Source organism: Brumicola pallidula DSM 14239 = ACAM 615 (assembly GCF_000428905.1).
GTDB classification, from domain to species: Bacteria; Pseudomonadota; Gammaproteobacteria; order Enterobacterales; family Alteromonadaceae; genus Glaciecola; species Glaciecola pallidula.
Genome location: NZ_AUAV01000011.1, coordinates 136351 through 157110 on the forward strand (window position 1 = coordinate 136351; position 20760 = coordinate 157110).

17 protein-coding genes, 2 tRNA genes and 1 pseudogene are annotated in these 20760 nt (G+C 40.5%); 7 read left to right on the plus strand and 13 right to left on the minus strand.

Annotation, left to right across the window (positions count from 1 at the left end; all coding sequences use genetic code 11):
- Positions 1 to 10 precede the first annotated feature (10 nt).
- The 4 genes from rbfA to rimP all read right to left on the minus strand — a co-directional run bounded on the left by rbfA (position 11) and on the right by rimP (position 5184).
- Positions 11 to 406, minus strand: a complete 396-nt coding sequence (gene rbfA / locus G399_RS0103370) for a 30S ribosome-binding factor RbfA (RefSeq protein ID WP_006012340.1) — start codon at positions 404 to 406, stop codon at positions 11 to 13.
- 142 nt (positions 407 to 548) lie between these two features.
- Positions 549 to 3158 carry a translation initiation factor IF-2 gene (gene infB / locus G399_RS0103375; RefSeq protein ID WP_006012337.1) on the minus strand — a complete coding sequence of 870 codons (2610 nt, stop codon included), beginning with the start codon at positions 3156 to 3158 and terminating at the stop codon, positions 549 to 551.
- A 23-nt stretch (positions 3159 to 3181) separates the two neighbouring features.
- Positions 3182 to 4675 carry a transcription termination factor NusA gene (gene nusA / locus G399_RS0103380; RefSeq protein ID WP_006012335.1) on the minus strand — a complete coding sequence of 498 codons (1494 nt, stop codon included), beginning with the start codon at positions 4673 to 4675 and terminating at the stop codon, positions 3182 to 3184.
- Between the two features lie 50 nt (positions 4676 to 4725).
- Positions 4726 to 5184, minus strand: a complete 459-nt coding sequence (gene rimP, locus G399_RS0103385) for a ribosome maturation factor RimP (RefSeq protein ID WP_026843415.1) — start codon at positions 5182 to 5184, stop codon at positions 4726 to 4728.
- Positions 5185 to 5565: 381 nt separating this feature from the next.
- Between rimP and G399_RS0103390 the strand changes: the two genes are divergently transcribed.
- The 3 genes from G399_RS0103390 to G399_RS0103400 all read left to right on the plus strand — a co-directional run bounded on the left by G399_RS0103390 (position 5566) and on the right by G399_RS0103400 (position 6479).
- Complete coding sequence (locus G399_RS0103390; RefSeq protein WP_006012328.1) at positions 5566 to 5871, plus strand: 4a-hydroxytetrahydrobiopterin dehydratase; 306 nt, start codon at positions 5566 to 5568, stop codon at positions 5869 to 5871.
- Between the two features lie 250 nt (positions 5872 to 6121).
- Positions 6122 to 6198, plus strand: a tRNA-Met gene (locus G399_RS0103395).
- A gap of 204 nt (positions 6199 to 6402) precedes the next feature.
- Positions 6403 to 6479, plus strand: a tRNA-Met gene (locus tag G399_RS0103400).
- 653 nt (positions 6480 to 7132) lie between these two features.
- On the opposite strand, the pseudogene G399_RS23065 reads toward G399_RS0103400, so the two are convergent.
- Both G399_RS23065 and G399_RS0103415 read right to left on the minus strand, forming a co-directional pair.
- Positions 7133 to 7565: pseudogene (locus tag G399_RS23065) on the minus strand (TonB-dependent receptor); the annotation flags it as partial.
- Between the two features lie 201 nt (positions 7566 to 7766).
- On the minus strand, positions 7767 to 8210 hold the full coding sequence (locus G399_RS0103415; RefSeq protein WP_026843417.1) for a MaoC family dehydratase: 444 nt from the start codon (positions 8208 to 8210) through the stop codon (positions 7767 to 7769).
- A 143-nt stretch (positions 8211 to 8353) separates the two neighbouring features.
- Between G399_RS0103415 and G399_RS0103420 the strand changes: the two genes are divergently transcribed.
- On the plus strand, positions 8354 to 9253 hold the full coding sequence (locus G399_RS0103420) for a LysR family transcriptional regulator (protein WP_006012316.1): 900 nt from the start codon (positions 8354 to 8356) through the stop codon (positions 9251 to 9253).
- Between the two features lie 366 nt (positions 9254 to 9619).
- Here G399_RS0103420 and G399_RS21195 read toward each other — a convergent pair whose 3' ends face one another.
- Positions 9620 to 9850: a hypothetical protein gene (locus G399_RS21195; RefSeq protein WP_026843419.1), complete on the minus strand. Its 231-nt coding sequence runs from the start codon at positions 9848 to 9850 to the stop codon at positions 9620 to 9622.
- 156 nt (positions 9851 to 10006) lie between these two features.
- Here G399_RS21195 and G399_RS0103435 point away from each other — a divergent pair, with 156 nt between their 5' ends.
- Positions 10007 to 10897 (plus strand): LysR family transcriptional regulator, encoded by an 891-nt coding sequence (locus G399_RS0103435; RefSeq protein WP_006012315.1) that lies wholly within the window; start codon positions 10007 to 10009, stop codon positions 10895 to 10897.
- Between the two features lie 36 nt (positions 10898 to 10933).
- Here G399_RS0103435 and G399_RS0103440 read toward each other — a convergent pair whose 3' ends face one another.
- A complete protein-coding gene (locus tag G399_RS0103440; protein WP_006012313.1) occupies positions 10934 to 11482 on the minus strand; it encodes an NADPH-dependent FMN reductase in 549 nt (182 codons plus the stop codon).
- Positions 11483 to 12177: 695 nt separating this feature from the next.
- On the opposite strand from G399_RS0103440, the gene G399_RS0103450 reads away from it, so the two are divergent.
- Positions 12178 to 12975 carry a hypothetical protein gene (locus G399_RS0103450; RefSeq protein WP_006012307.1) on the plus strand — a complete coding sequence of 266 codons (798 nt, stop codon included), beginning with the start codon at positions 12178 to 12180 and terminating at the stop codon, positions 12973 to 12975.
- A 120-nt stretch (positions 12976 to 13095) separates the two neighbouring features.
- Here G399_RS0103450 and tnpA read toward each other — a convergent pair whose 3' ends face one another.
- The 4 genes from tnpA to G399_RS0103465 form a co-directional block, all read right to left on the minus strand.
- Positions 13096 to 13395 carry an IS66 family insertion sequence element accessory protein TnpA gene (gene tnpA, locus G399_RS22905; RefSeq protein WP_425304066.1) on the minus strand — a complete coding sequence of 100 codons (300 nt, stop codon included), beginning with the start codon at positions 13393 to 13395 and terminating at the stop codon, positions 13096 to 13098.
- Between the two features lie 98 nt (positions 13396 to 13493).
- A complete protein-coding gene (locus G399_RS0103455) occupies positions 13494 to 14510 on the minus strand; it encodes an alpha/beta fold hydrolase (protein WP_006012304.1) in 1017 nt (338 codons plus the stop codon).
- A 161-nt stretch (positions 14511 to 14671) separates the two neighbouring features.
- Positions 14672 to 16471, minus strand: coding sequence for an acyl-CoA dehydrogenase C-terminal domain-containing protein (locus G399_RS0103460; protein ID WP_006012301.1), 1800 nt, complete (start codon positions 16469 to 16471; stop codon positions 14672 to 14674).
- Between the two features lie 62 nt (positions 16472 to 16533).
- Complete coding sequence (locus tag G399_RS0103465) at positions 16534 to 18657, minus strand: 3-hydroxyacyl-CoA dehydrogenase NAD-binding domain-containing protein (RefSeq protein ID WP_006012298.1); 2124 nt, start codon at positions 18655 to 18657, stop codon at positions 16534 to 16536.
- Positions 18658 to 19223: 566 nt separating this feature from the next.
- Here G399_RS0103465 and G399_RS0103470 point away from each other — a divergent pair.
- Positions 19224 to 19622, plus strand: coding sequence for a DUF3718 domain-containing protein (locus G399_RS0103470; protein ID WP_006012295.1), 399 nt, complete (start codon positions 19224 to 19226; stop codon positions 19620 to 19622).
- A gap of 163 nt (positions 19623 to 19785) precedes the next feature.
- On the opposite strand, the gene G399_RS0103475 is transcribed toward G399_RS0103470, so the two are convergent.
- Entirely contained in the window at positions 19786 to 20760 is a 975-nt protein-coding gene (locus tag G399_RS0103475; RefSeq protein WP_006012291.1) for an NADPH:quinone oxidoreductase family protein, read from the minus strand.

Genomic DNA, 20760 nt, shown 5'->3' on the forward strand with positions numbered 1-20760 from the left:
ACTTTTATCTCTACTCGTCTTCAGGGGCATCTTTTGCCTTTGCTTCATCTTTAGCTCTGGCTTGATTAACCAAGGTCGAAATTCTGATCCCTTCAGTTATAGATTCATCTCTAAAGAAATGAACAGCTGGAACAGCACGCATACGAATACGCTTGGCAAGCAAAGTACGGATGAAACCTTTTGCATCTTGTAGTCTAACGAGATCATCCTTTATTTTGTCTTCGTCATTATGGTAGAAAGTCACGTATATTTTAGCGTGTGCGAGGTCTCGAGAAACTTCAACACTTGATATAGTGATCATACCTACTTCAGGTTCACGATGTTTAAATTCATTTTGTAAGATACTAGCAATCTCTTTATGGACTTGCTGACTTACTCTATCTGTCCGAGAAAATTCTCTCGCCATTTTATTCTCCTGATTTCAATTACACACACATTGTGCAATGAAAAAAACGGAGGCTAAAAAGCCCCCGTATTTGGTTTCCCTGCATTATTTATAACAATAAGCTACAAACACAATGCATGATTTTTTTTCGCTAAGCGGTCTTCTAGAGCTCTCTTTTGACTTCAACGACTTCGTATACTTCTATTTGGTCGCCAACTTTAACGTCGTTATAGTTTTTAACACCGATACCACATTCGATACCTTTCTTAACTTCTTGAACATCATCTTTAAAGCGACGCAATGATTCAAGTCCGCCTTCGTAAATAACCACGTTATCTCGAAGTACTCTGATTGGATTTGCTCGCTTAATGACACCTTCGGTGACCATACAACCGGCAATTGCGCCAATCTTCGGCGATTTAAATACATCACGTACTTGTGCAAGACCCATGATTTGCTGCTTGAATTCAGGCGCAAGCATTCCGCTCATCGCTTTTTTGACTTCATCAATCAGTTCATAAATAATGCTGTAGTAACGCAAGTCTATTTCTTCAGTTTCAATAATACGGCGCGCAGAAGCGTCAGCACGAACGTTAAAACCAACCACAATGGCACTTGATGCCGCAGCTAAACTGGCGTCAGTTTCAGTAATACCACCTACACCGCTACCCACTATGTTCACTTTAACTTCGTCAGTAGAAAGATTAATTAAGCTTTCTGCAATGGCTTCAATTGAACCTTGAACATCGGCTTTAAGCACCACGTTCAATTCACTCACATCGCCCGATTCCATATTCGCGAACATATTCTCTAGCTTCGCTTTTTGTTGCTTGGCTAATTTAACTTCACGCTGTTTAGTGTGGCGTTTTGCAGCAACTTCTCGTGCTTTACGTTCATCTTGAACTACAAGCGCATTCTCGCCAGCAATTGGCACACCAGACAGGCCAAGAACTTCAACTGGAGTAGAAGGACCTGCAAGTTTTATTTCTTGTCCATGCTCATCACGCATCGCTCGAACACGACCGTATTCTTCACCGCATAATAAGATATCGCCCGCCTTTAATTCACCTTCTTGAATAAGAACAGAAGCAACGGGGCCTCTACCTTTATCCAAGCGTGACTCAATAACGATACCGCGAGCAGGACCCGTTGATACCGCTTTCAAGTCAAGCAATTCAGCTTGCAATGAAATAGCTTCAAGTAATGAATCAATACCCATACCTGTTTTCGCTGAAACAGACACGAATTGATGCTCACCGCCCCACTCTTCAGAAATAACCTCGAGTTGTGACAACTCATTTCTTACTCTGTCAGGATCGGCACCTTCTTTGTCCATCTTATTGACGGCAATAATCAAAGGTACGCCAGCAGCACGGGCATGTTGAACCGCTTCTTTTGTTTGAGGCATGACACCATCGTCAGCCGCAACAACTAATATAACAATATCCGTTGCAACCGCACCACGTGCACGCATTGCAGTAAACGCGGCATGTCCTGGTGTATCCAAGAAAGTGATACGACCGTTATCGGTTTCAACACTGTAGGCACCGATATGCTGAGTTATACCGCCAGCTTCACCGTCAGCAACTTTCGCGCGTCGAATGTAATCTAGCAAGGATGTTTTACCATGGTCAACGTGACCCATAATAGTCACTACCGGAGCACGTGTTTCTTTGTCACCTTGCGCTGAATCAGCAATCAACTCATCTTCAAGTGCATTGTCATTAACAAGCTCATATTTATGACCCATTTCTTCAACCACTAATACGGCAGTGTCTTGGTCAAGTATTTGATTGATTGTCGCCATCTCACCCATTTTCATCATCGCTTTGATGACTTCAGTGCCTTTCTTAGCCATACGGCTGGCTAGCTCACCAACGGTAATGGTTTCGCCAATCTTAACAATCCTTTCAACCGGCTGTGCTGGCTTGTTAAAGCCGTGCTTAAGATCTTCACCCGCATTCTTCTTCGACTTCTTACGACGACGAGAAGTGCGTTCCACTTTCATATCTTGCTCATCTTCCGCTTCTTGTGCGTAACGGTTGGAATGAACGTGAACATCTTCCGCTTCTTGCTTCTTACGACGAATTTCTTCTTCTTTCCAGCGCATGTCATTTTCTTCAGCAAGTTTACGCGCCTCTTCAGCCGCCTTCTTCGCATCTTCTTCAAGTTTGCGTTGGATCTCTTCTTCTTGCTGTTTTCTAATACGCTCTTCTTCCGAACGGGCTGAATCATGAGCTTTCTTTTCCTCTGGGGACATAGTCGGCTCATTCTTCTTGCGTTCTTCAGCTTCTTTCTTGGCTTTTTCAACTCTCGCTGCGCGCTCTACTTCTTGCACTCTTCGTGCTTCGGCTGCTTTCGCAACTTTCTCTTCAGCAGCTGCTTTAGCAGCGTCTGCTGCGTTCTTCTCTGCTTCTAATTGAGCCAGTGCCGCAGTGGCAGCATTTGCCGCCTCTTCTTCGGCTAAACGCTGCTCTTCAGAGTCAGTGCGTTTAACATAAGTGCGCTTTCTACGAACCTCAACTTTGACTGCTTTCGATTTGCCTAAGCTAATCGTGCTAGTCGTCTTGCGTTGAAGTGTCATTTTCCTGGGCCCTTCGACACCTGCACCACCATGAGATTTACTCAAGTGATCAAGCAATATTTTTTTCTCTTCCTCAGTAACAACTTCACCTGCGGCTTTCGTTACACCAGAATCTTTGAACTGCTGAACCAAACGATCAACGGTTGTGCCAATATCTGTGGCGAGTTTTTCTATGGATACTTCTGCCATATTCTTTACTATCCCCTGTTGACCTATTCTTCACTGAACCAAACGATATTACGTGCAGCCATAATTAGCTTACCCGCACTTTCGTCGTCTAATTCTTCAATATCACTAATTTCGTCGGTACCTTGCTCTGCAAGCCCTTCTAAATCGATGATGCCTCTACTCGCAAGAACATACGCAACATGTCTATTCATGCCCTCGAGGTCGAGTAATTCTTGTTTTGGCTCATATGCTTCTAATGATTCTTCGTTTGCTAGTGCGCGAGTCGTTAACCAAGCTTTCGCTCTGCCACGCAACTCTTCAACGGTGTCTTCATCTAAACCATCTATTGCCAATAATTCGCTCACTGGTACGTAAGCAATTTCTTCCAATGACGTGAAGCCTTCATCAACTAAAATCGATGCAAACTCTTCGTCAATATCTAAACCTGAGGTAAATATCCCTAATACCTTCGAATTTTCTTCTTCATGCTTAGCATTTAGGGCTTCAACTGTCATTACATTAAGTTCCCAACCAGTCAACTGACTCGCTAAGCGAACGTTTTGACCGCTGCGACCAATTGCTTGAGCAAGATTATCTGCCTCAACAGCCACATCCATGGTTTTATTATCTTCATCTACAACGATTGAAGCAACTTCGGCGGGTGCCATTGCGTTGATAACAAAGGAGGCAGGATTTTCGTCCCACAATACGATATCAACTCGCTCACCGCCTAATTCACCGGATACGGCTTGAACCCGAGAACCACGCATGCCGACACAAGCGCCAATTGGATCTAGACGTTTGTCGTTTGTCTTCACAGCGATCTTCGCTCTCGCACCCGGATCACGCGCAGCAGCTTTAATTTCTAGTGTTTCTTCTGCAATTTCTGGCACTTCTAGTCTAAACAACTCAACCAACATATCAGGATGTGTTCTACTAATATAAAGTTGTGCACCTCTTGCTTCAGGTCGAATAACGTAAAGTAATCCACGCACTCTGTCGCCTGGACGGAACGTCTCGCGAGGCAGCATATCATCCCGGTAAATAACACCTTCAGCATTATTACCCAAGTCGATGATAACATTATCACGATTTACTTTTTTAACTGTTCCGGTGACTAACTCTCCGACCCTGTCTTCATATTCAGCAATCATCTGAGCGCGTTCAGCTTCACGTACTTTTTGTACAATAACCTGTTTCGCTGTTTGCGTTGTAATTCGGTCAAACGAAATTGATTCGATCTGCTCTTCAACGTAGTCACCTAGCTGAATGTCGGGCTCGTCGATTTGCGCAGCTGAAATTGTCATTTCAGCATACGGGTTCTCTTGTATTCTATCGTCTTCAATCACTAGCCAACGACGAAAAGTATCAAAATCACCTGTCTCGCGATCAATAGCGACACGAACTTCAATATCGCCTTCATTTTTCTTTTTAGTGGCGCTAACTAAAGCAAACTCTAATGCTTCAAATATTTTTTCTCTTGGTACTTGTTTTTCATTTGAAACGGCTTCAGCCACCAACAAAATTTCTTTACTCATTTTATAAGCCTCACAGATTGCTCCGAGTAGAAGCAAACACTCCCCAATAGTTAATCAAAATTTGGAACTAAATTGCCTTTTTCTATGTTAGCAATCGCCAAAGAAAACTCATCATTATCAACCTTTACTAAAATAGTGTCATTTTCACATTTTAATAAAAGTCCTTTAAAATTACGTCTGCCGTCTTGCGGTATTGATAACTTCACAGTAATAGTCTCACCAACAACCAACGCATAATGAGCAGAATTAAATAGCGGCCTGTCCATACCGGGTGATGATACTTCTAAATTGTATTCAGCTGTAATTATGTCTTCAACATCCAATACAGCACTTATTTGATGACTCGCATCCGCACAATTATCTACGTCAATACCATCTTCGTGATCAATGAACACTCGCAAAATCGAATGCTTTCCTGCTCTCACAAATTCTACACCAACCAACTCGAAGCCTAAGGCCTCAACGGGGGCAATTAGCATCTCAGTCAGTTTTCGCTCAAGTTGCGACAAGTTAACACTCCAAAAACAAAAAAAGGGCATATAGCCCGTACTTCAATCTATCGCATCTACTTTACTAAACGCTAGATACAGAAAAGCCCCGGTCAAGCGGAGCTCACAAATACTTCATGTTAATGCCCAAAATGCCTACAGCCCTTCAGACGCTTGACCTAGACGCTACTATGCAGAAAATTCTTAGGTCAATAAAACCCAATAATTTACTTTAATGCAGGGAGCCCGTCTCAAAACTTGCAATGAGTATAACTGCGTTGCTGTATATACGCAAATATAAGTGTTCACTTCTTATTTGTGTCAATTACTTGAAATTTTACTCTAGCTGTACCAGTCTTTAGGGAGCTTAGTCAAACCATTAACTAATAAAGGACATTTACTATGCCTGCAAAATATACTATCGAACAAGTCGAATCGGCTTTAACGCAACTGAATCAAAATTTGCCTGTTGATGATCAATGGGCTATAAAAAATGAAAAACTCTGCAAAACATTCAAATTTAAAAATTTTATTAGTGCGTTTGGATGGATGTCACAAATCGCGATATGTGCAGAAAAGCTCGAACATCACCCTGAATGGTTTAATGTTTATAATAAAGTTAAAGTCGAGCTAACAACTCACGACGCCAGTGGCATTAGTGAACTGGACTTCAAATTGGCAGAAAAAATGGACCTTTACAAAACATAAGGAACACATAAATTAAAATTATCAGGTTATTTGTCTATTTTAAGAAAGCACTAGGCATAACAGAAACGAGCAAATAAGAAAACGCTACATAAAAAAACGCTTAATAAAAAAACAATATGAATCCTTTCCGTACCTTTTTTATGCACTTACGGTTTATTTTAATAAAATTGTAAAACGGGGGTTGCCAAGCAGAATTTTCTATATATAATACGCCCCACTTGAGACGCAAAGCGCTTCAGGCCAGAACAATCGCGGGATGGAGCAGTCTGGTAGCTCGTCGGGCTCATAACCCGAAGGTCGTAGGTTCAAATCCTGCTCCCGCAACCATATTAAAAAGCCAACACACTGTGTTGGCTTTTTTTTATTTCTTTTAGCAAGTATCAACGCACATTAAAGACACATTAATGATGACACCATTAATGGATAAAGGCTAAATGATGAACTTGCACGTACACAAGGGTTGCTAAGCAAAATTAGCTATGTATAATATGCCACTCCTGAAACGGCAAAGCCGGTTCAAACCAGAACAATCGCGGGATGGAGCAGTCTGGTAGCTCGTCGGGCTCATAACCCGAAGGTCGTAGGTTCAAATCCTGCTCCCGCAACCATATTAAAAAGCCAACATTATTTGTTGGTTTTTTTTTACCTGAAATTCGACGTGGTCATTGTTTTATAGGTATTATTTAGATGTTTATACTTGACCATTTTGATGATTTTAAAGAGGATAATTTGTTGCTGCACAAGTACTGTGATTTGGCGTTTTGATGCCAGCGAATGTTTTCCTCGCTGCTGAATAAAATCAATACGACCTTCGGACATATCAAAACACGGAGCGACTAGGAATAGACATTACGTTTGATACAATCGAAGGACTAGTTGTTTATAGTTTAAATGGGCAACCAATTAGAAGCAGCGTCACTCGCAAAGCGATTTACATAGCAGCAATAAATAATGGTTTGCGTGTTTGGTATAACAAAAGACGATGAGAATGGATTGAAATACTCACATTCACCCTGACCTGCTGAACCGGTAACCGGGTCACAATCAACGCCACCAAATCTACTCAATGCGTTTTGGAATTGCTGCGCTAAAGTATTTCACCAAAGTCATGCCCACGATAGACAACATCAGTTCCTCTTGGACCAGCACCACTGGCCGCCAGCAATATTGTTGAGCCATCAAACGTCGAACAACCCGGGTCAACAATAGGCGTTGGTCTAGCAGTTATCGGAGGTAACATGAAAAATGAGCCCGGATTACCGAGTGAACTAGCATCAACGAGGTTTACTCCGCCGTTGTTGGGCTGAGAATTCACTACTTGACGTTTATTATTCAATAATATTAAGGTTGAGGACACAGCTAAACCACGTAAATTAATATTTGATGTAGCTGCTGTGGCATTTTGCGTAAAGGCGTCGGGTGTATTCTCAGTCCCTGTATTGATGGTCAGTGTTTGTGTAATATCCCATTATTTTTTGCACCCATCGAGTCTATTGCAACACTGTCTGCAATCGTTGATAGCGCAGATGAATCGAAGTTTTTGCTGCGTTGGACAAAACTTCCTGTTATTAAAATGAATTCAACTTCTCTGGCTTTTTCTTCTTCAACCTCTTGTGCTAGTACGATAGATGGATCTGCAAATAATTGTGTTGCAACAAAACAGCTATTGCTGTGTTTTTGGCAGTAAATTTCATATGTCCCCCCAAATTTCGCGCTACTAGATTTGAAGCCAGATTGACGGAAATATACTATTAATTATTATTGTATATAGTCAAGTTAATAAAAAATCCCTGTTCGACATAGTGGGCGCCAAAAAAATGCAATATGGCATTATGCTTCTGGGTTAAGCAACAGCCTCAGGCTATAATATGTAAGCTTCGGTACAAAAAGATATGTTACTTACCTATTAATAAAGTAAGAAACGTACCTACCAAAGCGGGTTTATCTCTGTTTTTTATATCCACTTGTGCGGCAACTTTGAACAATTTCCCAGTCGGTTTCTGCTCTACATCTGCCACCTTAAACTGATATTTTATATAATCATCAACTCTAACCGGTTCAAGAAATCGTAAACTATCGATGCCATAGTTAAGCATTGTATTACGTGTCGGATCGAGAGTAATGATTTGTTCAAACATCATTGGCATTAATGACGCTGACAAAAACCCATGTGCGATCGTGGTGCCAAATGGACTTTCTTTTGCGCATCGTTCTTGGTCAATGTGGATCCATTGATGGTCCCCTGTGGCCACTGCAAATTCATTAATTTGTTGCTGTGTAATTTTAAACCAAGTAGTTTCAGGTAAGTTGTCACCAACACTTAATTGTGAAAATTCCATATTATTCCTATTTTTATTACTAATTTGTATTGATTTCGATTTATACTATCAATTATATTAATGTATATGGTCATTAATGATAGATTTAATTAGTTTTGTCGAATAGAAAATAACAATATCGCATTATAGGGAACAATTATAAGATGAATTTGAATCGTATTGACCTCAACCTGTTTGGTGTATTTGATGCCATTTACACCGCTGGCAGCTTAACTAAGGCTGCAGACGTGTTGTGTATTACCCAGCCCGCGGTAAGTAACTCCCTCGCCCGCCTTCGAGAAATGTTGAACGACCCGTTGTTTGTAAGAACAGGTCATAGTATGACCCCAACACCAGTAGCACAGAATATCATTGGACCTGCGCGCGAGGCGCTCGGTCTTTTGCGTAAAAGCGTGCAAGATTCACACACCTTTGAACCATCTACAGCTCACAAGGCATTCAACTTTGCTAGTCGTGATTTATTAGAGGTGAGTATTATGCCGCGACTCATGGGTCTTTTGCAGGATCGCGCCCCTAACATCACGCTAACTAACTATGAGATTGCAAGAACCGGCGTGGTCTCAGCGATGGCAAGTGGTAGCCTAGACTTTTTTGCTGACGCGTCTGCATTCACCGACCCGCATTTACTGAAGCAGAAAATTGCATCCGATCGTTTTGTCGTGCTTGCGAGAAAAAACCATCCTTTACTTAAAAATGGTTTGGACTTAGAGACATTCTTGCAGTTGGGACATATTAATGTATCCCATCGTAAGAAAGGAGCTGGCCCGATCGACATGGAATTGGATAAACTAGGTAAAAAGCGTAAAGAAGTGATGCGTGGTCAACACTTTTTAACTGTTCCAAGTACCATTTTTAAAACCGACCTAATTGCTTGTCTACCCTATCACTTGGCCAAACATTATGATTTGGCAATTTACGAAATGCCATTTGAAATTGCACCCGTAGAATATTACTTGTACTGGCACGTTAGCGCCGATCATGACCTTGCTCATATTTGGATGCGTGAACAAATCATGGAAGTAGCTAAAACATACAAACATTAATAGATGCGCCTGACTTAAAAGAACGAGCTTATTTAGCTCTTTTTTTGTAAGCGCTCATTGAATGAACGTGCGCGGGTAAACAAGTGGGTTTGGTCTTTTTGAAATTCCAAAGTAGCAGATCATCGATATTTTCCTAGCCTGGTGTTCAATTGCTCGAGTGCTTCAAATAGCACTTCACTGGATGCATCATAGGAAAATTGGTTAGTTGCAAAACCCACATGACAGACTTTTCTATTAACATGTTGGTGCAGCCAATCATTTAGGAATGTGATTTCACCTTTTAGATTATCGGGCACAAGCTCAATTAAACTCTTCGCTAGAGGCAACTAATTTGTCGCTAAATCCATCGCCATAAAAGATGAATCATCACCAACCATCTTCATAGCGTTTTGCTGCAACTGATGACGTGGTGATCACATGGTCTAAGCCAAGAAAATGAATCTCTGAATAAGAACGGTGTGCAAACGGCCATGCATATGACATGTATAAGTGATATCTGTCAGCTGCTTCAACCTCTGGAAGATGGAAGCTATCTTCTTCTGCTAGTTCATGTACGTCTTTATTTGAATACCATATCCCTTTATCTAAAACAGCCATAGGAATAAACTCACTAATTTATTTGTTTTTATTTAAAGTATTTACAAATTGTTTTAACTTGAACTAACTCTAGCTGGCTTTGTTTAGTGGATAAAAATCGCTTCAGTGATATTATAATTTACTGTTAGTAAACTATTCTGTGGTTATGAGGCAAACATGGACAAATTAAGAGCTATTACTATTTTTCGTCGTGTTATTGAATTGGGTAGCTTTAAAGCGGCTGCTGAAGATATGAGGTTATCAAAGGCAGCTATCAGCAAAAATATCAATGAATTAGAGGTTTATCTTAAAAGCCCCTTAATCAATCGCACCACCAGAAGAATGCATATCACTGAAAATGGGCAACGCTATTACGACCATGTGCGCACCATCTTGGATGAGTTATCACATGCAGATTTATCTATTATTGAGTCTTCACACCAACTCAGCGGCTTAATAAAAGTCTGTGTTCCGATGTCTTTAGGGATCTTGAAATTAAATCCTGCAATATGCGAATTTATGCAATTTCATCCAGAAATCTCTATTGAAGTTATACTGAATGATCACTACGTAGATCTCATTGAACAAGGTTTAGATGTGTCCATTCGTGGTGGAGGAGCGTTACAAAACTCTAGCCTTAAATCGCGGAAGCTTCTCGATATGAAACGTGTGCTGTGTGCTTCTCCTAAATATATTGAACAAGCCGGACAGTTATTATCTCTAGATGAACTTAATCAACACAACAGCCTGATTTACAGCTTATCGTCCTCACCAAGACATTGGGTCTTTCGCAAGCAAAAAGAAAAGAAGGCAATCGACTTAGCACCCGGTTCTTATGTTGTTAATAATGGCTTAGCGCTAAAACAAGCCGTTATCGCGGGACTTGGCATCACTCTTACCCCTGAGATTTTTGTTGATAGAGAATTAAAATCAGGAGAATTAGTTAGGTTACTCCCTGAATGGCAAGCAGAGTCGCATGCACTTTATGCCATTTACCCTTATCACAAAGAGCAATCGCAAAAAGTGCGTACCTTTATTGATTTTCTGATCGACTATTTTGCTCAATGAGCTAGAGATTACTGCTTAGATATCTTGATAGCCTTATTACTTCGAATGATTGTCGCTTAATAGATTGAGGTGACTAACCGCATCTCTTAATTTTTCATCTAGCTCTCCGTGTTTGAGTTTTTGCTTTTTACTATCAAAATTGTCAAAAAAGCTGGGTATCGATAAGCTAGCTTTCACCTCTCCATCGAAGTAAGGGGAAGATTGAACCGCAGTAGTCAAAACACTTGAAGCGCCCGCAGAGCCAGAAGAAGTAGCTAATAATACCATTGGTTTTTTTTGGTAAACTTTTGGTTCAATGCGCGAGCACCAATCAAAAATATTTTTATAAGCTACCGTGTAAGAGCCATTGTGCTCAGCAAAAGAAATAATGATTCCATCACTATTGGCTATTTTTTCAATGAAGGCTTTGGCTAGTTTGGGATGGCCCAATTCTTCTTCTTTGTCTTGCCCGTATAGGGGTAATTCATAATGATTCAAGTCTATTATTTCAACTTCTACTTTAGTTAATAAACTAGCTGCATACTCAACTAATTGTTTATTAATGGACTTAGAGTGATTCGTTGCAGCAAAGGCAATAACTTTCATAGCATGCTCCTAAAACGTATTTAAAATGAAAAGATAAGAAATAGTGATTACTAAATTGTAATTCACTATTGCAGTTATAAAGTTTTCTCGCTTTTTAGCACTATTATTGAAATTGGTTTAGGTGGAATTTTAATTTCTCTATCATATAATTGTGAAATTATCGTCGCTGCAATAGCAGACCATAATAGTGTCAACGAAAAGGAGTTAATAACACCTGACAATTTTGCCAATGATAGAAATGAGCCAGCAACTAAGAGAGTCACCAGTAATGATAGGAAATGGTATCGTAAATTTTTCATAACCAACCTTCTTTATATTTTGGTAATCGAATTGCTCACAGAGGAGCTTGATATATTCTTGAGAGACAAAGGTATATGCATTCAAAGGAGAGATAAACATCACTTCAGTGGCTTTATAATCTACTGACAGTGAACTGTTTTGCTATAGGTGAGTTCTCTAACTAGCCTTTATCTGCTGATAATTAGGCTCTTGATTCAAAGCGTTATCGTTCTTAATAATATAACTATTTCTTATTTAGTGCCTTATGCTTTAATTTGAACTTTTTGTTTACTTAGAGTAGACAATAAGTTCACTAAGATGGTGTTTTTCAAAAATTATTTGTGTCGTAGACTTTGCTTCGTTAATCAAGTTTAGACAAATGAAAACATTGAAATCTACCTGAGGAAAAACGAGTCATGAAAAAATTGCTTAACCTAGCATTTATAACAGTGCTATCCACTGCAGCGGCAACCCAAAGTGTTGCAAATACAATTTCAACAGAAGGTCAGTTAAGGCTTTCCTATAGCGATGGCAGAAAAGCAACAACGGGCGTAGACAAAGTAAATTCGGTATTAAAATCTGCTGGAATACGTGTCAGTACCTTACTTTTGCCAGAAGAAGTAACACCAATACTAGAAGCATCAGAAACACGCTCAATCACTGAAGCGGAAAGCAAAAAGCTAATTTCTCTCTTCTCATTACATAGAGGACAATTACTTGAACAAATAGAGAAGGCTGGCCGTAAACCTGAAGCGCATCGAGGTGGATTTTTATCAATCTCTGAAATTGGTTTAGCACCGTATCCAAAAGTGTATGACATGAAAGCAATGACACCAGAAATTATGTCATTTCTACAAGACAAGTTTGGCAAGCTTCATGTAAATAGTTCAGAAGACGGTGTAGGCATTGATGAGGTTATGACTATTGTTTCAGGTGGCCCTTGGACTTGGTTCTTTTTACTACCTGATGATGTAATCGGTAAATTAACATTAGGTCACGTAGGCATTGGCGGACAAGCATGGCGCATTAGTTACCCTGGCTTAGTACCACATGGCGGCTATATGGATTCTGAATACGGACTTATAGTGGCACACGCACATGGTCCTAAAAACTTCGTTATGCGATATGAAGAGCAAAGTGTTGAAGGCGCGAAACTTTTAGGTACTAACTCGTGGATTGATTTTACGGGTAAAGCACCGAAGTTATTAGACTAATGTTTATTAGTCATTAAATGATAGCAATCTGAAACGACGTAATTGTTCAATTTAGGCACTGACTTTGAGAAGAATCAGTGCCTAAATTACACAGCCCATCCCCCCACCCTTTTGAGCGTGTCAATGGCATCGACTTTCTCTTCTTCGGTCAAATAAGCCAACACATGATGGCGGGGTAATTTGTCGGATAAGGATTTGCAGTTGGGGTATCACCTGAACACGAACACGAACAAAACCGGCTAACTCGCCTTTGGTTAGCACCAACCCAATGGAGATTTTGCTTTTGTGATAGCTGAAACTATCTTGACAGAGTGCATACTGGCGACAATAGTTGGCTTGACTTAAACCTGAGTCACGCCATTTCGATAGATGCTCTGACCAGAACGGTGGGGCTTGGTTTGCATTTTGGATCGATTGCACTTCGTTTTACTCATAGATTGATGATGAGTAAATTATGCAGCAGATTAATAGGCAGCATAAGGACGTAGGTTCATTAGTCGCTTACGTTTTTTTAATCTTCATATATCAATCTCATTATCGACCACTACGCCCGTTAAAAACTCACTTAGCAGGTTCATAACGTATTCTGGTTGCTCATGATGCACCCAATGCGTTGCCCCTGGTATTTTAAAAACACGCAAATTGGGAACCCATTTATCAAGTCCAAGTAGGTTATCGATAACAAATGCCGAATCGTTCTCCCCCCAAATAACGAGTGTCGGTACGTTAATTCTGATGTTGGGTATTTTTAAAGGTGCTTGCTGGCTTACATAACCTTTAGTTTTAATTTGCGGCATTTTACGGTAATAGTTAAGCATATTTTCAAGTGATTTTGGGTGGTTCCACTGGCTGATATATTGAGTAAGTTGACGCCCAGAAAATAAACCATGTGTCTTATTTTTACTGCTGGACACATTGTTATTCGAATTCGCGGCAATAGTGCACGTATCTTCGAGTTCAGGTGCAAAAAATTGAGGGCCAAACAACTTTTTGAACATACTAAAGTCATTGGCTTTTATTTTGCTTGCAGCATCGGGGTGCATAAAATCTGCAATATATTCACTCTTTTCCTGTTGAATTGTGTTGTCCCTCATTTCACGCGTAAAAGCGCTTGGGTGCGCTGCATTAATAATGGTGAGGCTGTGTAATAATGCGCCATGAAAAGCGGCTAGTGGCCACGCAATTGCGCCTCCCCAATCATGCGCAACAAGATGGACTTTTTGTGGTCTCGAATCAATTTTCTGTGCCCTCTTAATTACCATCTGCTCAATGAACGCTGCCATCAACTGAATAAGATTTCCTATATTGTAATCATCCGCGCTTTCGAAACCATTGGAGTATCGATAACCAGGCAAGTCAGGCGCAATGACACAGTAATCGATAGACATAGCGTGCAAATACGTTTCCCAAGCCCAACTGCATTCTGGAAAACCATGAAAAAATAACAGCATAGGCTTAGTGGTAATATCGTCGATGTTGGCACTAAGGTATTGAATAGTCGTGGTTGGGAATACGACTTCATATTCTGAGATCATTGGGTCACCTTTAAATTTGACCAAAAACAAAGCCAACGTATTTGAGTTTAAAAAAAAGACGAGCACATTAACGTGTTCGTCTTTTTATATTATCTTTACAAAAGCTATTCACAAAAGCTCTTTACAAAAGCTCTTTACAAAAGCTCTTTACAAAAGCCTACTTAGCCTTGATAAAAGTGCTCGGCATCCATCTGCATTAGGTTTTCTGAGCCTGAGTTAATCGCTGAAACTAATGATCTAGTGCGTGTTAACATTCTATCGAAATAAAATTTTGCAGTTTGTAATTTAGCATTGTAAAAATCGACCTCAGAAGTCCCGTCGTCAATTTTCTGCTGTGCCACTACTGCCATTTTTAACCAAAAATAACCCACAGTCACATAACCAGAATACATAAGATAGTCAACCGACGCTGCGCCTAGTTCATCTGGATTCTTTGCCGCGGTCAAACCGATGTCATGAGTCATTTGCAGCCATTCATCAACGTGTGATTCAATTGCATTTGACCAATGATTAAATTGCTTCTTATCACGAATAGTCGCGCAGTAGCTCTTAATTTCACTAGTGAATACGTTCAAAAGTTCACCTTTTGAACCCATAATCTTACGCGCTAACAAATCAATAGCTTGGATACCCGTTGTGCCTTCATACATTGTACAAATACGAGTGTCGCGAGCCAACTGCTCCATGCCCCATTCTTTTATGTAGCCGTGGCCACCAAATACTTGCATGCCATAACTTGTTGTTTCTTGTGCTGTTTCAGTTAAAAACGCCTTTACGATAGGCGTTAATAATGCCAGTTTTGATTCTGCTAATTTCTTTTCTTCTACCGATTGATCATGCTGCGTTATATCAACAAGTTGCATACAATAAATGGCAAGTGCTCGGTTACCTTCACGTAATGCTTTTTGCGTTAGCAACATACGTCGAACATCGGGATGAACGATAATAGGGTCAGCAGGTCCATCTGGATTTTTCACACCTGACATTGAACGAAATTGTGTTCTGTCTTGCGCATAAGCCAATGCACCTTGGAAAGCGGCTTCAGTTGCAGACAAACCTTCAACACCGGTGCCGATTCTTGCCATGTTCATGAAAACGAACATGCAGTTTAAACCACGGTTAGGTTCACCAATCAAAATAGCATTTGCTGAGTCAAAGTTTATAACGCAAGTTGCACTGCCTTTGATACCCATCTTGTGCTCAATTGAGCCACATTTAACCGTATTACGATCGGTAATATTTCCACTCGCGTCAACATTAAATTTTGGTACAATGAACAATGAAATACCTCTCGTCCCCGCTGGCGCATCAGGCAATCTAGCCAATACAATGTGCACAATATTGTCAGACATATCATGTTCACCTGCGGAAATGAAAATTTTCGTTCCGGTCAGCTTATAAGTACCGTCTTCTGCTGGTTCAGCTTTACATTTAAGCATACCCAAATCAGAACCACAGTGTGATTCAGTTAAACACATCGTTCCGGTCCAGCTACCTTCTACTAACTTTTCAAGATAGATTTTTTTCTGTTCTTCAGTACCATGAGCTTTAAGTGTTTCCATACAACCTTGGCTCAGGCCTGGGTACATTGCCCAACTGTGGTTAGCACCCGAAAACCATTCTGCCATTGAAGTAGAAAGTGAATACGGAAGCCCTTGACCACCGTACTCAACAGGGTGAGACATTGAGGGCCAGCCGCCGTCTACATATTGCTTATAAGCTTCTTTAAAGCCTGTTGGTGTGGTCACTACACCATCGTTAAATTGGCAACCTTCTTCATCACCTGACGCGTTAATCGGTGCTAGCACGTTTTCAGCAAATTTAGCTGCTTCAGCGTAAATTGCACGAACTAAGTCATCAGTGGCATCTTCGAAGCCTAGACGTTGGTAATGCGCTTCAAAACCGAATAATTCATTGGTTACAAATAAGGTGTCTCTTTGTGGTGCTTTAAAATTCTGCATAATATCCTCTGTGTTCTTTTAAATAACTACTAATGTCAGTTATTCATCTTATTTTACTTAACTTACTTCACTGAAGCGAACGTTTTGCCAGCATCAGCAAGTTCATTTAATAGTGGTGAAGGCGTAAACCAGTGTTGTCCATACTCACCTAGTGTTTCTTTGTAATGATTCATGCGCTCACGAATTTGCTTTAGGCCAATCTCATCAGCGAATTGCATTGGACCGCCCCTAAACACCGGAAATCCATAACCGTATACGTAAATAACATCGATATCACTGGATTTCGCGGCGATGCCTTCTTTAAGAATATCTGCTCCTTCATTAATCAATGGGTATATACAACGTTCTAAAATTTCTTGATCTGAAATTTCACGTTGCTCAATACCTAATCGCTTAGCTTCTTGCTTCGCCATCTCGATAACGTCAGGATCAGGTATTGGGTGACGACTTCCGTGCTCGTATAAATAAGCACCCTTGCCTACTTTTAATCCAACTCGACCTTGTGCAACCAACTTGTCAGCCACAATACAATAGCTTGGATCATGCGCAATAAATTCCCGGCGCGACTCGCGCACAAAATAACCAATGTCTAAACCTGCCATGTCTCCCATAGTAAAAGGCCCCATTGGAAGCCCAAACTTACCAATGACTCTGTCAACTTGCTCAGGCGTTGCTCCTTCAAGCATGAGGCGGTTAGCTTCTCTGCCATATGGCTCTATCATTCTATTACCAACGAAACCGAAACAAACACCAACTAAAACGCCAACCTTACGGATCGTTTTAGCTAATTTCATTGCTGTTTTGATAACCTCATCGCTGGTCTTCTCTCCGCGTACGATTTCAAGCAGTTTCATGACGTTTGCCGGTGAAAAGAAATGCAAACCAATGACATCTTGCGGACGAGAGATTGAAGCAGCTATTTCATTCAAGTCAAGTGTAGAGGTATTTGAAGCTAAGATGGCGCCCGGTTTACATACCTTGTCCAACATACTAAACACTTCTTTTTTAACCGACATTTTTTCAAATACCGCTTCAATAACTAAATCCGCATCAGACAAATCGGCATAGCTGGTCGTGCCCGTTAATAGCAACATACGCTGCTCAACTTGCTCAGAAGTTAACTTTCCTTTTTTAGCTGAATTTTCATAATTTCGACGAATAAGCGCAAGCCCCTTATCCAGAGCCGCTTGTTGTAACTCAAGCATTATCACCGGGATACCTGCATTGGCAAAATTCATCGCAATACCGCCACCCATTGTGCCGGCACCAATCACTGCGGCTTGTTTAATATCACGGGCTTTTACGTCCCTTGAAATCCCTTGAACATGCGATGCCGCTCTTTCAGCAAAAAAGAAATGCTGTTGTGCTCGGGCTTGGGATGTTGTCATGCACTCCATGAATAATTCCGCTTCGCGAGCAAGACCGGCTTTAAAATCATGCGTAAAAGCAGCTTTCACTGCTAATACACACTGACCTGGCGCAAAAAACCCTTTTGATTTTGCAGCAACACCTTGGCTATATTGCGCAAACAATGTTTCGATATCGCTGCTCATCTCTAAGTCAATATCGCACACTCTTTTCACTGGCATAAGCTTTTCAACAACCTCATTCGCAAAGCTCATTGCGGCGCTTTGCAGTTCGTCTGCAGTATCCACAATAAGATCGAATACATTACCAAGGGCAGTAACTGGGGTCGGTGCGCCAGATACAATCATATCTAATGCGGTTTTCGGATCTGTTAATCTAGGTAATCTCTGCGTTCCACCGGCACCGGGTAAAATACCAAGATGTACTTCAGGCAAACCCACTTTATTTTTAGCGTGAGTTATTCGATAGTGGCACGACAACGCGAGTTCGAGTCCACCACCGAATGCATTTCCCCCCACAATCGCAATAACTGGCTTGGTTGATTGTTCTATTACCTCCAGAACTTCTGGCAACATCGGAGACAAGTCACCGCCGCTAAATTCTGAGATGTCCGCGCCAGCACTAAATAAAGGTAAGTGCGAATGCAGTACGATTGCTTTTACCTTATCGTCACTCAAGGCTTTCTCAACGCTTTCAATAATACCGACTCTTACCGCTTTTGATAAAGCGTTTACAGGAGCGCTGTTTAACCCTACGAGTGCGAGATGCTGATCTTGAACATAAGTAATTGGACTTACTGAAGTAGATTCGTTCGACATGACTTTTCCCAAATTTGACTAATATGGTAAGACTATGGCAAATGTTGCTATCAGCCCACTTTATTGATTTTATATAGCAAAATAAGTTTGACTGATTAAGTTTGCATATTGAATTGGCAGATCCATTTTTGATAGTCGATTTACCGTTGACGCGATATGCCCATTATTTAGCCAAGCTTTATTATGTATTTAGCAGAAATAAATACTGAAGCATAACGAGCTGTGCTAGCCAAACCCTCACCAATGACGTTTTTGGGCTATCCGCAAAAAGGGTCAACACAGTGTTTTACTACTAACATTGCAAATACGTATACGAATTTACAAGTTATGTAAGTTTCTACTAAAGTCACGTCCTTACTAGCCTGAAAGCATTAATAATGACAAATACTAGACTTATGTCTAGATTTAATTAAAAACATAAGACGTTGTTAATTATATGTTTTTTATACTAAAGTTTAAATATTAAGTATGGATATTAATACTATAGTATTCAGCTACTGACTGAACGATCCGTTCTTAGTCAGTATATTCAGGCGGAAATAATTTATTGAAAAGGTGTAAATATCATGTTGAAAACGAAATTATACGCACTTGCAGTGGCTCTGCCGTTTGTTTTAGTGTCAGCACCATCTCAAGCAAGTGAGGTTGAAGAAGCATTGGCTAATATTTGTAATATCGTTGTTGCTGACGATAAAAGTGAATTACGTAAAAAGATTAAAATTGTACGTTCTAACTTCAGACTCCAGCTAAAAGATTACTATACGGGTATAAAATGCAATGGTAATAGTATGATACGTGAGGCTGTGCTAAACAATTCAGTTGAAGCAGGAACGCTATTAGTTAAAAAAATGCCGAAGAAAGATTTATCGTCTCCAGAAGAAGATGGCAAAACTTTACAAGCATGGATAAATGAACAGGGCTTGGCTGACAATCCAATTGCCATCGCTCTTCAAGAACGTATCTAATACGTTTTTAGTAGCCATTTTGGAGACCAGTTCAACATGGTAGACGAAGATTACTTCGTCACTTAGGGCGACTCGCGAGAGTCGCCCTTTTTTATGTTCTTTTTTACTAAGCAATTAAACCAATGCTTTTTTTGCTTGTTTACTCAACGGTTTAACGGCTAACCTAAAGTGTAATAACCACTTTTCCTTTTACTTTTCTATCTGTCACTTTATTAATTGCATCAACTGCATCCGCTAATGCAAATCGCTCATCTACAATGACTTTAATTTTACCTTGAACATACCATGTTAAAAGTTCTTTCATATTCGCCATAAAGTCTTGCGGTTGGTGTTGGGTAAATGATCCCCAGAATACGCCAACCACTGAAAACCCTTTTACTAACGAAAGATTAACTGGAAATTTAGGAATTTCACCACCAGCAAAACCAATTACCAGCAGTCGGCCGTTCCATGCCATGCTGCGAGAACATATATGGAACATGTCGCCACCTACACATTCATAAACAACGTCGACACCCTTGCCCTTCGTATGCTCTTTAATAGCGGCTTTTAAATCTATGCCAGTATAGTTAATACAAATGTCAGCACCATTGTCTTTTGCTACTTGACACTTTTCGTCAGTTGAACAAACAGCAATAACTGTAGCACCCATCAACTTACCGATTTGGACCGCTGCTAAACCCGTTCCACCAGCAGCACCCGTGACTAATAATGTATCAGTACTTGATAAATCAGCTCTTTGTTTTAACGCATGATGCGCCGTTGCATGAGCTGTTACTAAAGCTGACGCTTCATCTAACGGAATGCCATCTGGTAATGGAATGACATGAGATGCAGGCAATACAACTTTTTCAGCATAACCACCTAACATGCATAAACCAATGACCTTTTGACCCACTTTCAAGTGTGGAACGCCTTCCCCGATTTCAGATATAGTCCCTGCAATTTCACTACCAGGAATAAAAGGTAAATCAGGTTTCATCTGATACAGACCTTGAACTAACAAGCTGTCAGGAAAATTAACACCCGCTGCAGCGACATCAACTACAACCTTACCTCTAGATGCTTTAGGGTCAGGCATATCTTGTAGTGTTAGTTGTGAAACAGGCGCAAACTCATTGCAAACAATCGCTTTCAT